This window comes from Bradyrhizobium sp. in8p8, from assembly GCF_000426845.1.
Lineage (GTDB): Bacteria > Pseudomonadota > Alphaproteobacteria > Rhizobiales > Xanthobacteraceae > Bradyrhizobium > Bradyrhizobium japonicum_C.
Window position 1 is genome coordinate 20,729 of sequence record NZ_AUGD01000022.1, and the last position, 13,057, is coordinate 33,785.

The 13,057-nt window shown below is 64.8% G+C and carries 13 protein-coding genes; 5 read left to right on the plus strand and 8 right to left on the minus strand.

What is annotated here, in order from left to right; all coding sequences use genetic code 11:
* Position 1: 1 nt before the first annotated feature.
* Positions 2-1,147 (minus strand): tRNA guanosine(34) transglycosylase Tgt, encoded by a 1,146-nt coding sequence (gene tgt / locus K408_RS0132575; protein WP_024342737.1) that lies wholly within the window; start codon positions 1,145-1,147, stop codon positions 2-4.
* Positions 1,148-1,363: 216 nt separating this feature from the next.
* Between tgt and K408_RS0132580 the strand changes: the two genes are divergently transcribed.
* The 4 genes from K408_RS0132580 to K408_RS0132595 all read left to right on the plus strand — a co-directional run bounded on the left by K408_RS0132580 (position 1,364) and on the right by K408_RS0132595 (position 5,538).
* Entirely contained in the window at positions 1,364-2,539 is a 1,176-nt protein-coding gene (locus K408_RS0132580; protein ID WP_035698757.1) for a patatin-like phospholipase family protein, read from the plus strand.
* A gap of 131 nt (positions 2,540-2,670) precedes the next feature.
* Complete coding sequence (locus K408_RS0132585; RefSeq protein WP_024342735.1) at positions 2,671-3,417, plus strand: TetR/AcrR family transcriptional regulator; 747 nt, start codon at positions 2,671-2,673, stop codon at positions 3,415-3,417.
* 250 nt (positions 3,418-3,667) lie between these two features.
* Positions 3,668-4,267 carry a PepSY domain-containing protein gene (locus K408_RS0132590; RefSeq protein WP_024342734.1) on the plus strand — a complete coding sequence of 200 codons (600 nt, stop codon included), beginning with the start codon at positions 3,668-3,670 and terminating at the stop codon, positions 4,265-4,267.
* A gap of 233 nt (positions 4,268-4,500) precedes the next feature.
* On the plus strand, positions 4,501-5,538 hold the full coding sequence (locus K408_RS0132595; protein WP_024342733.1) for an aspartate-semialdehyde dehydrogenase: 1,038 nt from the start codon (positions 4,501-4,503) through the stop codon (positions 5,536-5,538).
* Between the two features lie 117 nt (positions 5,539-5,655).
* On the opposite strand, the gene queA is transcribed toward K408_RS0132595, so the two are convergent.
* From queA to coaD, 5 genes are all read right to left on the minus strand, one after another.
* The gene (gene queA / locus K408_RS0132600; protein ID WP_024342732.1) at positions 5,656-6,729 is read right to left on the minus strand and encodes a tRNA preQ1(34) S-adenosylmethionine ribosyltransferase-isomerase QueA; all 1,074 of its coding nucleotides are present in this window, start codon (positions 6,727-6,729) and stop codon (positions 5,656-5,658) included.
* 119 nt (positions 6,730-6,848) lie between these two features.
* Positions 6,849-7,313 (minus strand): peptidylprolyl isomerase, encoded by a 465-nt coding sequence (locus tag K408_RS0132605; protein ID WP_024342731.1) that lies wholly within the window; start codon positions 7,311-7,313, stop codon positions 6,849-6,851.
* A complete protein-coding gene (locus tag K408_RS0132610; protein ID WP_024342730.1) occupies positions 7,310-7,735 on the minus strand; it encodes a UCP034077 family protein in 426 nt (141 codons plus the stop codon). Before K408_RS0132610 ends, K408_RS0132605 begins: the two co-directional genes overlap by 4 nt.
* Positions 7,736-7,744: 9 nt before the next feature.
* Positions 7,745-8,308 (minus strand): peptidylprolyl isomerase, encoded by a 564-nt coding sequence (locus K408_RS0132615; RefSeq protein WP_024342729.1) that lies wholly within the window; start codon positions 8,306-8,308, stop codon positions 7,745-7,747.
* A gap of 38 nt (positions 8,309-8,346) precedes the next feature.
* Positions 8,347-8,841 carry a pantetheine-phosphate adenylyltransferase gene (gene coaD / locus K408_RS0132620; protein ID WP_024342728.1) on the minus strand — a complete coding sequence of 165 codons (495 nt, stop codon included), beginning with the start codon at positions 8,839-8,841 and terminating at the stop codon, positions 8,347-8,349.
* A gap of 249 nt (positions 8,842-9,090) precedes the next feature.
* Here coaD and K408_RS0132625 point away from each other — a divergent pair, with 249 nt between their 5' ends.
* Positions 9,091-9,348: a hypothetical protein gene (locus K408_RS0132625; protein ID WP_024342727.1), complete on the plus strand. Its 258-nt coding sequence runs from the start codon at positions 9,091-9,093 to the stop codon at positions 9,346-9,348.
* Between the two features lie 79 nt (positions 9,349-9,427).
* Here the strand turns inward: K408_RS0132625 and gyrA are convergent, their stop codons facing one another.
* A complete protein-coding gene (gyrA, locus tag K408_RS0132630; RefSeq protein WP_024342726.1) occupies positions 9,428-12,157 on the minus strand; it encodes a DNA gyrase subunit A in 2,730 nt (909 codons plus the stop codon).
* A gap of 328 nt (positions 12,158-12,485) precedes the next feature.
* Complete coding sequence (locus K408_RS0132635; RefSeq protein WP_024342725.1) at positions 12,486-12,977, minus strand: single-stranded DNA-binding protein; 492 nt, start codon at positions 12,975-12,977, stop codon at positions 12,486-12,488.
* Positions 12,978-13,057 lie beyond the last annotated feature (80 nt).

A 13,057-nucleotide genomic window follows, 5' to 3' on the forward strand; every position in this document is an offset into this window, starting at 1 on the left:
GCTAGCGCGGGGCGATGTCGCCCCTCGCCCAGTCCTCGCGCGTACGCTGATAGAATTCATCGAACTTTCGCTGCGCAATCGCGTCCCTGATGCCCTGCATCAGGAACTGGTAGTAAGCGATGTTGATCTCGGACAGCAGCATCGCCCCCAGCGTCTCACCTGCCTTGACGAGATGATGCAGATAGGCCCGCGCGTAGTTGCGTGCCGCAGGCCACGAGCTCGCCTCGTCCAGCGGACGTGGATCGTCGGCGTGGCGCGCGTTGCGCAAATTCACCTGGCCGAAGCGCGTGAAGGCGACGCCGTGCCGGCCATTGCGCGTCGGCATCACGCAATCGAACATGTCGATGCCGCGCTTCACGGCTTCGAGGATATCGTCGGGCGTGCCGACACCCATCAGATAGCGCGGGCGCTCTGCTGGCAGCAGCGGCGCGGTCTCGTCGATCATTGCCAGCATAACCGCCTGCGGCTCGCCGACCGCAAGGCCGCCGATTGCATAGCCGTGGAAGCCGATCGCAACGAGGCCCTCGGCACTTGCATGACGGAGCTGAGGCACATCGCCGCCCTGCACGATGCCAAACAGCATGTAGCCGTCGGGAGCGCTCTCGAAGGCGCGCTTGCTGCGCTCGGCCCAGCGCAGCGACAATTGCATCGCCCGCTCGATGTCGGCCGGCTCGGCCGGCAGCCGCACGCATTCGTCCATCTGCATGGCGATATCGGAGCCGAGCAAACGCTGCACCTCGATCGAGCGCTCCGGCGAGAGCTCCACCTTGGCGCCGTCGATGTGCGAGCGGAAAGTGACGGCGTGCTCGCTGACCTTGCGCAGATCCGCGAGCGACATCACCTGGAAGCCACCTGAATCCGTCAGCATCGGCCCGTTCCAGCCGGTGAATCGCTGCAGGCCGCCGAGCGCGGCGATCCGCTCGGCGCTCGGACGCAGCATCAAGTGGTACGTGTTGCCGAGCACGATATCGGCGCCGGCATCGCGGACCTCGCGCCAGTGCATGCCTTTCATGGCGCCGGCGGTGCCGACCGGCATGAAGGCAGGCGTCCGTACCATGCCATGAGGCGTGGTCAGGCGCCCGGTGCGCGCGGCGCCATCGGTGGCGAGCAACTCAAAGTGATTGGGAAGGTCATTGTCGGGATTCATGGCGGTGCTTATTGCGTGTCGGAGGAAGCCGATCAACCGCGAAAGCCATGCTCGGGCCCCCCTTGTGCTTCAGACCGGGACAGCCATCAGCGCAAGATCAGTGCCCCGTCGCCCTTGTAAAACAAAACGATACAGTATAGTTTTTCCCCGGGGGCTGGTCGATATGCCGCGGCGATTTGCTGACGGCGGTAGATGCGTGGTCGCCAGCCAACGACAATGTCCCACCCTTCATCTTCGAACGACGAACCGGTCTCCTCGCGTGACCGGATCAGACATAGAGGCGTCGGCCTGCTGGTGCTGACTTGCAGCCTGGGGCTCGGCGCCTGCACCTCTCTGCCTCGCACGCCCTACACGGCCGCTGAAGCCAGCACGTCGCGCGTGCTCGATATCGATGGTCTCCGGCGCTACGCGGACGATCCCGTCACGAAATTCAGCTTCGAGAAAGACACCCGCACCGCGCCCAAGTCCTATCTGGCACTCTCCGGTGGCGGTGCCGACGGCGCCTACGGCGTCGGCGTGCTCAAAGGCTGGACCGCGGCCGGAACCCGCCCCACCTTCTCGGTCGTCTCGGGAGTCAGCACCGGAGGCTTGATCGCTCCGTTTGCATTTCTCGGTCCGCAATACGACGACACGCTGAAGGAGGTCTACACCAGCGGGATCGCGGAAAGCCTGTTGGACGATCCCAGCATCATGCGCGTGCTGTTCGGGTCCGGCCTGTTCGGCAACACGCGGCTGCGCGAGTTGGTCGCAGCCTACGTCGGTCCGGAGATCATGGCGCAGGTCGCGCGCGAGCACGCCAAGGGGCGCAAGCTCCTGGTGGTGACGACCGACCTGGACACCCAGCGCACCGCGATCTGGGATATGGGCAAGATCGCGACGGTCGGAAGCCCGGAGGCGCTGAAGCTGTTCCGAGACGTGATGGCGGCCTCGGCCAGCATTCCCCTGGTGTTTCCGCCCATCATGATCGATGCCGAAGGACAAGGCCGCAAGTTTCAGGAGATGCATGTCGACGGCGGCGTGACGGCGCCGGTGCTGACGTTGCCGGAAGCCCTGCTGTTCCAGAGCGGCCGCCTGCCCGGCAATGCGAGGATGGACATTTACATCCTTGTCAACAAGAAGATCGAACGCAACTTCGAACTCGTCGCCAACGGCACCATCGACGTTGCCTCGCGCAGCCTCTCGGCGATCACGCAATCGCAGACGCGTTCGATCATCTTCTCGACCTACGATTTCGCCAAGCGCAACCGATTGGGCTTTCATCTCTCCTACATCGCGCGCGACTACCCCGCCCCGCCCTCGGAGGGATTTGATACCGCCTATATGCGGGCGCTGTATCAATACGGATACGAGAGGGCTGCATCCGGCCAAGCCTGGACCTCGACGCTTCCTTGATCCTTCGTGACGGAACGCGGTCCAACGGAGACCGTTGACGATGCGGCCAATTCGGCCAAATTGGCGATGACGCACCCGCCCCTGCACGATATAGAGCGATTGACGAGAGCAATGCGCAGGAATCATTGGGCATGGGATTGACTGCGACCAGGACGAAACCGGCAGCACCACGGCGCGAGATGCCGAAATCCCGCGGCGGCCGGCCGACGAAGTCAGCTGCGATCGAGCGAGACCAGCGGCTGATCGAGGTCGCCACCCGCCTGTTCCTGGATCGCGGCTTCGATGCAACTTCGCTTGACGCCGTTGCGGAAGCCGCTCGGGTGAGCAAGCCCACGGTCTATTCGCGCTATGGCGACAAGCGCGGGCTGTTCGCGGCAGTATTGAGACGCGAGATCGCGCGCTGGCTCGCACCGCTCTCGGCCGCAGCAGAGACGCAGCTCAGCAGCGCCTCGGACATCTCGGTCGAGCAGCGGCTGGTCGAGATCGGCCGCGAGATGCTGACCTTCACCTGTGGTCCCGATGCCGTCGCCTTCAGCCGCATGATGACGGCGCAAGCCATAAACTTCCCCGATGTCGCCAAGCTCGGCAAGGAGGAAGGCTGGCTCAAGGCGGTCGCGACCACGGCGCGTTTCTTCGATCATCTGGTGGCTCAAGGTGCGCTCGACGTCGAAGATACCACCATCGCCGCGGAGGTATTTCTCGACGTCGTCGTCGGTCACACTCACCGCATGGCGACGTTCGGAACGGCGCTGGAGCTGAAGACAGCCGAAAAGCGCATGCGCGCGGCGATCAAGCTGTTCCTGGCCGGCGCGCTGGGACCTGCCGACCGGGTCCAGGACTCGACGCGGGTCCCAACGAGGCGCCGTTCCTCGCGCTGACGATCTCGTGAGCTCTTGAGGTTTCCATGGGGAACGGTCGCGCCACCGTTGACCGAAATAAAACGATACGGTATTGTTTAGTTACAAGTTGGTGCGGATCGCTTTTTCACAGCCCCAAAGAGGTCCGTATCGCTTTCGGTCGCCACGGCAGGTAAGGCCCGCCGCGGCGCTCCGCGGCCGGCCTTTGCCCGAGGCCGGCCGCGAATTCTTTACGATCATCCGGCACACTCGCTGGCCGAGGGTTTCGAGTATGACGACAGCACACCCCTGGACGCTTTCCGCCACCGCCCTCGCAGCGCTGCTCGTCGCAGCGCCGGCGCAGGCGATCGTCTCCGCCGGAGGCACCCCAATCGCCCTGCACGGCGAGACGGTTGGCAACGCGGATGCCGACCGTCTGGCCATCAGCCGCGAGATCGAGCGCTTCCGCAGTGTACCGATCTCGATCAGCCAGGCCATGGCGATTGCCGAAGGCCGGCACGCCGGCGCCACGACAGCGGATGTGAGTTTCGACGGTGCCGCCGGCGTGCCGGTGTATCGGGTGAAGACCGTGCACAACGACCGCATCTGGCGCCACACCATCAGTGCGTCGACCGGCGAGCTGGTCGGCGGGGAAGCCGCCCTCCCCCTCACGGAGCTCGACCGCGAGGACCGTAGCAACCTCGCAGCGCTGGGCGCGATCAGGCACCGCCTCGCCGATGCCGTCCGTGTCGCCGAGCGCGCGGCCTCCGGCAAGGCGATCAGCGGTGGGCTGGTGCGCGAGCGCGGCCGGCTCAGTTTTGCGATCGTCGTGATCAGCGGCGACGACCTCAAGGAGGTCATTCTGGAGCCGCCTGGCGCACGGGCCAGATAGCAGCGGCTGTCCGCCCGGGGACATCGATGGGGCCGAATGGCCATTGACGCCCGCAAGACTCTCCCGCATAAGTCTGCGCCATGTTCACGACTACCAAACGCACGACCAAAACCACCACGGCCTCAGGGGCCCGGGGAGGCGTGCGCGCGTAGTCGTCGACTAGAACGCATCAGCTCTGCCGAAGCCCCGCCCTCGATGGTCCGGGGCTTTTTTGTTGTCTTGATTTCAAAGCAATGGAGGACAAAGTGAGTAACGATCCCGTCGTCGCGATTGTCGGCGTCACTGGTGCAGTGGGCGCCGAATTCATCGCCACCATGGACAAGCGCGGCTTCCGCGTCGGCAAGCTCAAGGCGCTCGCCAGCGCACGCTCCACCGGCAAGGCGGTATCGTTCCGCGGGCAGGAGATCGTCATCGAGGAATTGACCGAGCGCTCGTTCGAGGGCGTCGACGTCGCCCTGTTCTCGGCCGGCGGCAGCATCTCCAGGAAGTTCGCGCCCGTAGCGGTCAAGGCTGGCGCCGTCGTCGTCGATAACTCCTCCGCATTCCGCATGGATCCGAACGTGCCGCTGGTGATCCCCGAGATCAACGCGCGCCGCATCCGCGACCACAAGGGCATCATCGCCAACCCGAACTGCGCCGCGATCACCGCACTGGTGCCGCTGTGGCCGATCCACCAGAAGAACCGCATCAAGCGCGTGATCATCTCGACCTACCAGGCCGCGAGCGGCGCCGGGGCCGCCGCGATGGACGAGCTGGTCGAATCCACCCGGGCCAATCTCAACGGGCAGGTCTATACGCCCAAGGTGATGCCGCACCCCTACGCCTTCAACCTCTTCAGCCACAACACGGCCGTCGATCCCGAGACCGGCTACAACGACGAAGAGACCAAGGTCATCAAGGAAACCCGCAAGATCTTCGAGGACGACAAGATCGCGATCGGCGTCACCTGCGTGCGCGTGCCCGTACTGCGCGCCCATTGCGAAGCCATCACCTTCGAATGCGAGAAGCCGATCAGCGAGGACCAGGTCCGCACCATGATGGCCCGGGCGCCCGGCGTGAAGGTGGTCGACGACCGCGCCAAGAACTACTTCCCGATGCCGATCGACGCCTCGGGCCAAGACGACGTCCTGGTCGGCCGCATCCGCAAGGATCTCAGCGATCCCTCGGGGCACTCGATTTCGATGTTCGTGGCGGCGGACCAGCTGCTCAAGGGCGCGGCGCTGAACGCGGTGCAGATCGCGGAGCTGCTGCCGCAGCGGGTGATGGCATAACGGAAGGCGGGTGGGTGAATGGCCGCGGCTACGCGAAGCGTAGTCCGCTGGCGCACCACCTCTTCTGCTTCCGCGAAGACTGACAGGGGTGGGTTACGCCCTACGGCCAACCCCACCCTACGGCGCTGCCCGAAACAACAAGCACGCATCCCCATACGAATAAAACCGATACCCGGTCGTGATGGCGTGCGCATACGCGCCCTTCATCGTCGCCAGCCCTGAGAATGCCGACACCAGCATGAACAGCGTCGACTTCGGCAGATGGAAATTCGTCATGAGGACGTCGACCGCACGGAAGCGATAGCCGGGGGTGATGAAGATCGAGGTCTCCGCCGCGAATGGCTGGATCGTTCCGTCCTCGCGCGCTGCGCTCTCGAGCAGCCGCAATGACGTGGTGCCGACGGCGATGATGCGGTTGCCATTCTTTTTCGCGGCGTTGAGCCGCTCCGCCGTTTCGGCCGAGATCGTGCCCCACTCGGCGTGCATCTTATGCCCTTCGGTGTCGTCCACCTTGACCGGCAGGAACGTCCCTGCCCCGACATGCAGCGTGACGCGATTGATGCCGACGCCGCGCGCGCACAACGCCTCCTCCAATGCCGGCGTGAAATGCAGCCCCGCGGTCGGCGCGGCCACCGCGCCTTCGTTGGCCGCGAACATGGTCTGGTAGTCGGCGAGATCCTGATCGTCGGGTGTGCGCTTGGAGGCGATGTAGGGCGGCAGCGGCGGGCTGCCGAGATCGGCGACGGCTTGATCCAGCGCCGGCCCGTGGAACGAGAAGGACAGCGTCACCTCGCCTTCGCTGCCCTTGGCTTCAACCTCGGCGTCGAGATGGCCCAGCAGGCAGACCTTGCCCTCGTTGCCGAAGCGGATGCGATCGCCGGCTGTGAGCTTCTTCGCCGGCTTGACCAGGGCCTGCCAGCGCGAGCCGTCGAGGCGCTTGATCAGCGTCGCCTCGATCTTGGGCTCGGTCTCGCGGCCGATACGGCGGCCCTTGAGCTGCGCCGCGATCACCTTGGTGTCGTTGACGACGAGCTGGTCGCCCGGCTTCAGCCATTGCGGCAGGTCGGCGATCGCCTGGTCGTGCAACGCGCCGTTCTCCACGACCAGCATCCGTGCGGAATCGCGCGGGCTCGCCGGGCGCAACGCGATGCGCTCGGCGGGCAGATCGAAATCGAAGAGATCGGTGCGCATGTCTCAATACCACAGTCATCCGGACCGCCGGCGCCCCAGGCGCGGCGATCCGGCAATCCCGAGATTGTGGCGCGAGATTCCGGGTTCGATGCTGCGCATCGCCCCGGAATGACGGATGACTATTCCTTGTCCGCGGCCATCCGCGCCTTGACGATCTTGTCCGGATTCATCACCGGCTCGCCGCGCTTGATCTTGTCGACGTTCTCCATGCCCTCGGTGACCTTGCCCCAGACCGTGTACTGGTTGTCGAGGAAGCGGGCGTCGTCGAAGCAGATGAAGAACTGGCTGTCGGCGGAATCCGGGTTTGCAGCGCGGGCCATCGAGGCGGTACCGCGCACATGCGGCTCCTTGTTGAACTCAGCCTTGAGCTTCTTGCCGGAGCCGCCGGTGCCGGTACCGTGCGGACAGCCCGTCTGCGCCATGAAGCCCTCGATCACGCGATGGAAGACGATGCCGTCGTAAAAGCCCTCGCGGACCAGCTCCTTGATGCGCGCGACATGGCCGGGGGCCAGATCAGGCCGCATCTCGATCGTGACGGGGCCCTGCGTGGTCTCGAGGATCAGGGTGTTTTCGGTGACGCTCATGCTCGTCTCTCTTGCGTTTGGGGTGAAGTCTTGTCGGGCGACGTCTTGCGGCTGCGGAACTGGATGGCGAATGGACGCCCCGCTGCGGCGCCGGCCATTGCATCGGTAAATGGCACCGGCGTGCAGCGTTGCAACGCCTCCATCACCGCGATCCGGTATTGCAGCCGGTCATTGTCGGAAGCCTCCGCAGATTCATAGGTAATCCTCGGATGGCCCAGAATGTTTCCGGAGCGGTTAAAGCTCACGACGACGGTGATGTCGAGTGGGCGCGCCCTGGCGGGCGACGGCGGTCTCCAGCAGGTGCGCAGATGCCGGAAGATGTCCTGGATGGTGTTGACCTGCGCGTCCCCGGCGGCCGGACGGGGGATGCCAAGCAGCAGCATCGCGGCAACCAGCATGAGCCTGCCGCGGCGGCGCGCCACGGCCTGCGCCTACTTGATGTCGGATGCGACCTGCACCTTCACCATCTTGTCTGGATCGGTGACGCTGCCGCCGGGTGAGCCGGGAGGTGCCTTCTTCAGCTTGTCAACGACGTCCATGCCCTGCACGACCTCACCGATGACCGTGTACTGGCCATCGAGGCTGCCGCCGTCGGCGAACATGATGAAGAACTGCGAATTGGCGCTGTCGACGCTATCCCCGCGCCGCGCCATTCCGACGATGCCGCGGGCGAAATGAACCTTGGAGAATTCCTGCTTCAGGTTCGGGTATTTCGAGCCGCCGGTGCCGTTGCCGTTCTGACCATCACCCGTCTGCGCCATGAAGCCGTCCATGACGCGGTGAAACGGAACGTTGTTGTAGAAGCCCTCGCGCGCGAGCTGCTTGATGCGTTCGGCGTGCTGAGGGGCGATGTCGGTCCTGAGCTTGATGACGATGCGGCCCTTGGTGCTGTCGATGACGATGGCATTGGCCTTGTCGAGACTTGCCGGCAATTGCTGCGCCACCGCCGGCACCGCGAATACAAGCGCGGCAAGGACTGCGAGAATTCGGATCATGATAACTCCGGATCAGAGACAACAGGAATAGCGCCACATCAGGCGAATTTGGCCTTGAGCTGTGCAGCAACCAGCGGCGGGACGAAGGCCGAGACGTCTCCGCCCATACCAGCGATCTGGCGCACCAAAGTGGCGGTGATCGGGCGAACCGCGGGAGAAGCGGGCAGGAAGACAGTGTGCACCTCGGGCGCCATCGCCTCGTTCATGCCGGCGAGCTGCATCTCGTAATCCAGGTCGGTGCCGTCGCGCAGGCCACGGATCATGATGGTTGCGCCATGCTTGCGCGCCGCGGTGACCGACAGATCGTCAAATGTGACGGCTTCGAGCACGCAGCCGGCCTGGGCCGCCACTGGCCCACAGACGTCATGAAGCATCTTCAGCCGCTCCTCGGTCGAGAACAGCGGCTTCTTGCCGGGGTGGACCCCGATCGCGACAACGAGCTTGTCGCACAGCGGCACACTGTGACGGACCACGTCCAGATGGCCGTTGGTGATGGGGTCGAAGGAACCTGGGTAAAAGGCGATGCGCGACATGGCATCCGTCCTACCGCGCCCGGGCCGCCCCGGCAAGCCGGCCGGGTTCCCTGTCGGATAGTCGGCAAACCCTGGTCGGATCGGCCGGATTGTTTCGTCCTCGGGGTAGCCACGAAACAAAACGGCGCAGAAACGAAACCATTTCCCGCATCGGCGAAGACGTCCGGAAACTGGCCATGGTTACTAATCCAGCCAACGAATGACGGGCCGCACACCGGGCGTGAGCGGCCGCATCACAGGGGACCGTCAATGCTCAAGACTCTTTCAGCGATCGCTCTGTCTGCGTGTGTCGCCGCGGCTCTCACCCTCCTGCCCGGCTTTGCCCCGAAGGTCGAAGCCAGCGTGCCGCAGCCGCTGGCCAAGGGCGACCGGCTCGATGTCCGCGCCATTGGCAGGGACTGCTCGCATCAGGCATGGCCGAACTTCGAGGCCTCGTGCCTGCGTCGCGCCGGCACCAAGGCCAACATCCGCGAAGCCCGTCTCGTCACCGCGGATCGCACCCCGTAGCCGGGTCTGACCACGCCGCATCCGCTGAGCGGTGCTTAGCCCGGCTTGAGCGGAGCGCAATCCGAGCTGCGGGCGAACGCTACTCCCCGTTCGCGCCGTTGCTCTCCGCCTCTTCGGTGATGTGCTCAACCGACACCACGTGCTCGTCCTCGGCGGTGTCAAACACGATGACACCTTGGGTCGAGCGGCCGGCGATGCGGATGCCTTCGACCGGGCAGCGGATCAGTTGCCCCTTGTCCGTAACTAGCATGATCTGATCGGCCTCTTCCACGGGGAAGGACGCAACCAGGTTGCCGTTGCGATTGTTGACGCTCATGGCAACGATGCCTTTGCCGCCGCGGCCCGTGGTGCGGTACTCGTAGGACGAGGTCCGCTTGCCATAGCCGTTGACGGAAACCGTCAGCACGACCTGCTCCTGCGCCGACATCTCGGCATAACGCTCCTGCGACAGCTGGAAGCTGCCTGAGGTCTCCTCGGCCTCGGCATCGGCCGGAGCCTCTTCCACCGCAGCCTCGCCCGCCACCGCACGTCGCATCTTCAGGTACGCCGAGCGCTCATCCGACGTGGTCTCGACATGACGGAGGATCGCCAGCGAAATCACCTTGTCGCCCTCGCCGAGCGCGATGCCGCGCACGCCCATCGAGGTGCGCCCGGTGAACACGCGCACGTCGGTAACGGGGAAGCGGATGCACTGGCCGCCGGCCGCCGTCAGCAGCACGTCGTCGCGCTCGGTACAGATCTGCACGTCGACGATCGCCTCGTTGTCGTCGAGCTTCATCGCGATGATGCCGGAGCGGCGGACGTCGACGAAATCGGACAGCTTGTTGCGCCTGACGTTGCCGCCTGTCGTGGCGAACATCACGTCGAGCTGAGCCCAGGTCGATTCGTCCTCGGGCAAGGGCATGATGGTGGTGATCCGTTCGCCCTGCTCGAGCGGGAGGATGTTGATCAGCGCCTTGCCGCGCGCGTTCGGTGCCGCCATCGGCAGGCGCCAGACCTTTTCCTTGTAGACCTGCCCACGTGAGGAGAAGAACAGCACCGGCGTATGCGTGGAGGCCACGAACAGGCGCGACACGAAATCCTCGTCGCGGGTCTGCATGCCGGAGCGGCCCTTGCCGCCGCGACGCTGTGCCCGGTAGGCCGACAGCGGCACGCGCTTGACGTAGCCGGCGTGCGACACGGTGACGACCATGTCCTCGCGCTGGATCAGGTCCTCGTCCTCGACCTCGCCTTCCTGCTCCATGATCACGGTGCGGCGCGGCGTGGCGAACTCCGCCTTCACCTCGGCGAGCTCGGTCTTGATGATGCCCAGCACGCGTTCGCGCGACCGAAGGATGTCGAGATAATCGGCGATCTCTCCGGCGAGCTTGTCGAGCTCCTCCCGGATTTCATCACGGCCGAGCGCGGTGAGACGCTGCAGGCGCAGGTCGAGAATGGCCCTCGCCTGCTCCATCGACAGGCGGATCGTGCCGTCCGCGCTGATGCGGTGGCGCGGATCGTCGATCAGCGTCAGCATGTCCTCGACGTCTCGGGCCGGCCAGTCGCGCGACATCAGAGTGTCGCGGGCGGCGGTCGGGTCGGGCGAGCTCCGGATGACGCGGATCATCTCGTCGATATTGGCGACCGCGATCGCGAGACCGACCAGGATATGCGCCCGATCGCGCGCCTTGGCGAGCAGGTACTTGGTGCGCCGCGTGACGACTCGCTCACGGAAGTCTACGAAGATCGTCAGCAGGTCCTTCAGATGCATGATCCGCGGACGGCCGCTGTCGAGCGCCACCATGTTGACGCCGAAGCTCGTCTGCAGCGGCGTGAATCGGTACAGCTGGTTCAGCACCACATCCGGCACGGCGTCGCGCTTCAACTCGACGACGACGCGGTAGCCGTCGCGGTCGGATTCATCGCGCAGGTCGCCGATGCCCTCGATCTTCTTTTCTTTCACCAGCTCGGCGATGCGCTCGACCATCGTCGCCTTGTTCACCTGGTACGGAATCTCGGTGATGATGAGCGCCTCGCGCTCCTTGCGGATGGTCTCGATCGCGACCTTGCCGCGCATGACGACCGAGCCGCGACCGAGGTGATAGGCGGCGCGGATGCCCGCGCGGCCGAGAATGACGCCGCCGGTCGGGAAGTCAGGTCCCGGCACGATGTTGATGAGTTCGTCAATGGTGAGCGTAGGGTTGTCGATCAGAGCGACGCAGGCGTCGATGACCTCGCCGAGGTTGTGCGGCGGGATATTGGTCGCCATGCCGACCGCGATGCCGCCCGCGCCGTTTACCAGAAGGTTCGGGAACTTGGCCGGCAAGACCGACGGCTCGGTCTCGTTGTTGTCGTAGTTCGGCTGGAAGTCGACGGTATCCTTGTCGATGTCGGCCAGCAGAGCCAGCGCCGCCTTCGTCAGGCGTGCTTCGGTGTAACGATAGGCGGCCGCCGGATCGCCGTCGACCGAGCCGAAATTGCCCTGGCCGTCGATCAGCGGCACCCGCATCGAGAAGTCCTGCGCCATGCGGACCATGGCGTCGTAGATCGACTGGTCGCCGTGCGGGTGGTACTTACCGATGACGTCGCCGACCACGCGGGCGGACTTGACGTACTTCTTGTCGGGTGTGTGCCCCTGCTCGTTCATCGAGTACAGGATGCGGCGGTGCACCGGCTTCAGACCGTCGCGCGCATCGGGCAGCGCCCGCGCCACGATCACGCTCATGGCGTAGTCGAGATAGGACTTCTTCATCTCCTCGAAGATGGAGACGGGGCGAATATCCGAGGGTTGCGCCGGCTGGTCGCCGGGCTTGTCGTCGTCGTCAGCCAAGGGGAAATCCGGTGAGGTTTATCTGGGAATCATATAGCGCATCGGGCCTGTGATAACCACCCTCGCGCATGTCCCTGCAAGCGATTTTTCCGCCTATTTTTCCAACAACTTAGGCCCTTACGAACCCCGCTCCCGAGAGGCCCGGAATCGCCTCCCCTGCTCAATGGCGCGACGAACCGTCAGCCTGCTTGCCGGACGCAACTCAAGCTCGCTTCAAACATGAAGCGGGCCCGGAAAACCCGAGCCCGCCGCCGATCAACACGAATTGCTGCCACGACACGCTAAGCAGCCGACCAGACGGTGCGCCTTGGCTGTGCGGTCCGCGTTCTCAGAACGGGATATCATCGTCCATGTCGCTGTTGCGACCGCCGCCGGCTGCAACCGGCCGGCGCGGCGCACTGCTGACGGGACCGGAGGAGCCGAAATCGCCGCCGGGCTCATCGCCGAAGCTGCCGCCCCCTCCTCCGCCGCGGCCGTCGAGCATTGTCAGGGTCGAGTTGAAGCCCTGGAGCACGACTTCGGTAGAATACTTCTCCACGCCACTCTGGTCGGTCCACTTGCGGGTCTGCAGCGCGCCCTCGATGTAGACCTTCGCGCCCTTCTTCAGATACTGCTCGGCGACCTTGCAAAGCCCTTCATTGAAGATCACGACGCGATGCCACTCGGTCTTCTCCTTGCGCTCGCCGGTGTTCTTGTCACGCCACGTCTCCGAGGTGGCGATGCTCAGATTTGCGATCGGCCGCCCGTCCTGGGTCCGGCGGATTTCAGGATCCTTGCCGAGATTTCCAACCAGAATGACCTTGTTGACGCTTCCCGCCATCGCCGCTCTCCACTCCGAATGCCACTGAATTTCAATAGGGCGAGTCCCGCTGCCCGCGTTCCTCTGCGCCTCGTTGAGGC

What these genes read in the sequence shown, in the direction of transcription:
- tgt (WP_024342737.1), bottom strand. Translation starts at nt 1,147, where the DNA reads ATGAATCCCGACAATGACCTTCCCAATCACTTTGAGTTGCTCGCCACC.
- K408_RS0132580 (WP_035698757.1), top strand. Translation starts at nt 1,364, where the DNA reads ATGTCCCACCCTTCATCTTCGAACGACGAACCGGTCTCCTCGCGTGAC.
- K408_RS0132585 (WP_024342735.1), top strand. Translation starts at nt 2,671, where the DNA reads ATGGGATTGACTGCGACCAGGACGAAACCGGCAGCACCACGGCGCGAG.
- K408_RS0132590 (WP_024342734.1), top strand. Translation starts at nt 3,668, where the DNA reads ATGACGACAGCACACCCCTGGACGCTTTCCGCCACCGCCCTCGCAGCG.
- K408_RS0132595 (WP_024342733.1), top strand. Translation starts at nt 4,501, where the DNA reads ATGGAGGACAAAGTGAGTAACGATCCCGTCGTCGCGATTGTCGGCGTC.
- queA (WP_024342732.1), bottom strand. Translation starts at nt 6,729, where the DNA reads ATGCGCACCGATCTCTTCGATTTCGATCTGCCCGCCGAGCGCATCGCG.
- K408_RS0132605 (WP_024342731.1), bottom strand. Translation starts at nt 7,313, where the DNA reads ATGAGCGTCACCGAAAACACCCTGATCCTCGAGACCACGCAGGGCCCC.
- K408_RS0132615 (WP_024342729.1), bottom strand. Translation starts at nt 8,308, where the DNA reads ATGATCCGAATTCTCGCAGTCCTTGCCGCGCTTGTATTCGCGGTGCCG.
- coaD (WP_024342728.1), bottom strand. Translation starts at nt 8,841, where the DNA reads ATGTCGCGCATCGCCTTTTACCCAGGTTCCTTCGACCCCATCACCAAC.
- K408_RS0132625 (WP_024342727.1), top strand. Translation starts at nt 9,091, where the DNA reads ATGCTCAAGACTCTTTCAGCGATCGCTCTGTCTGCGTGTGTCGCCGCG.
- K408_RS0132635 (WP_024342725.1), bottom strand. Translation starts at nt 12,977, where the DNA reads ATGGCGGGAAGCGTCAACAAGGTCATTCTGGTTGGAAATCTCGGCAAG.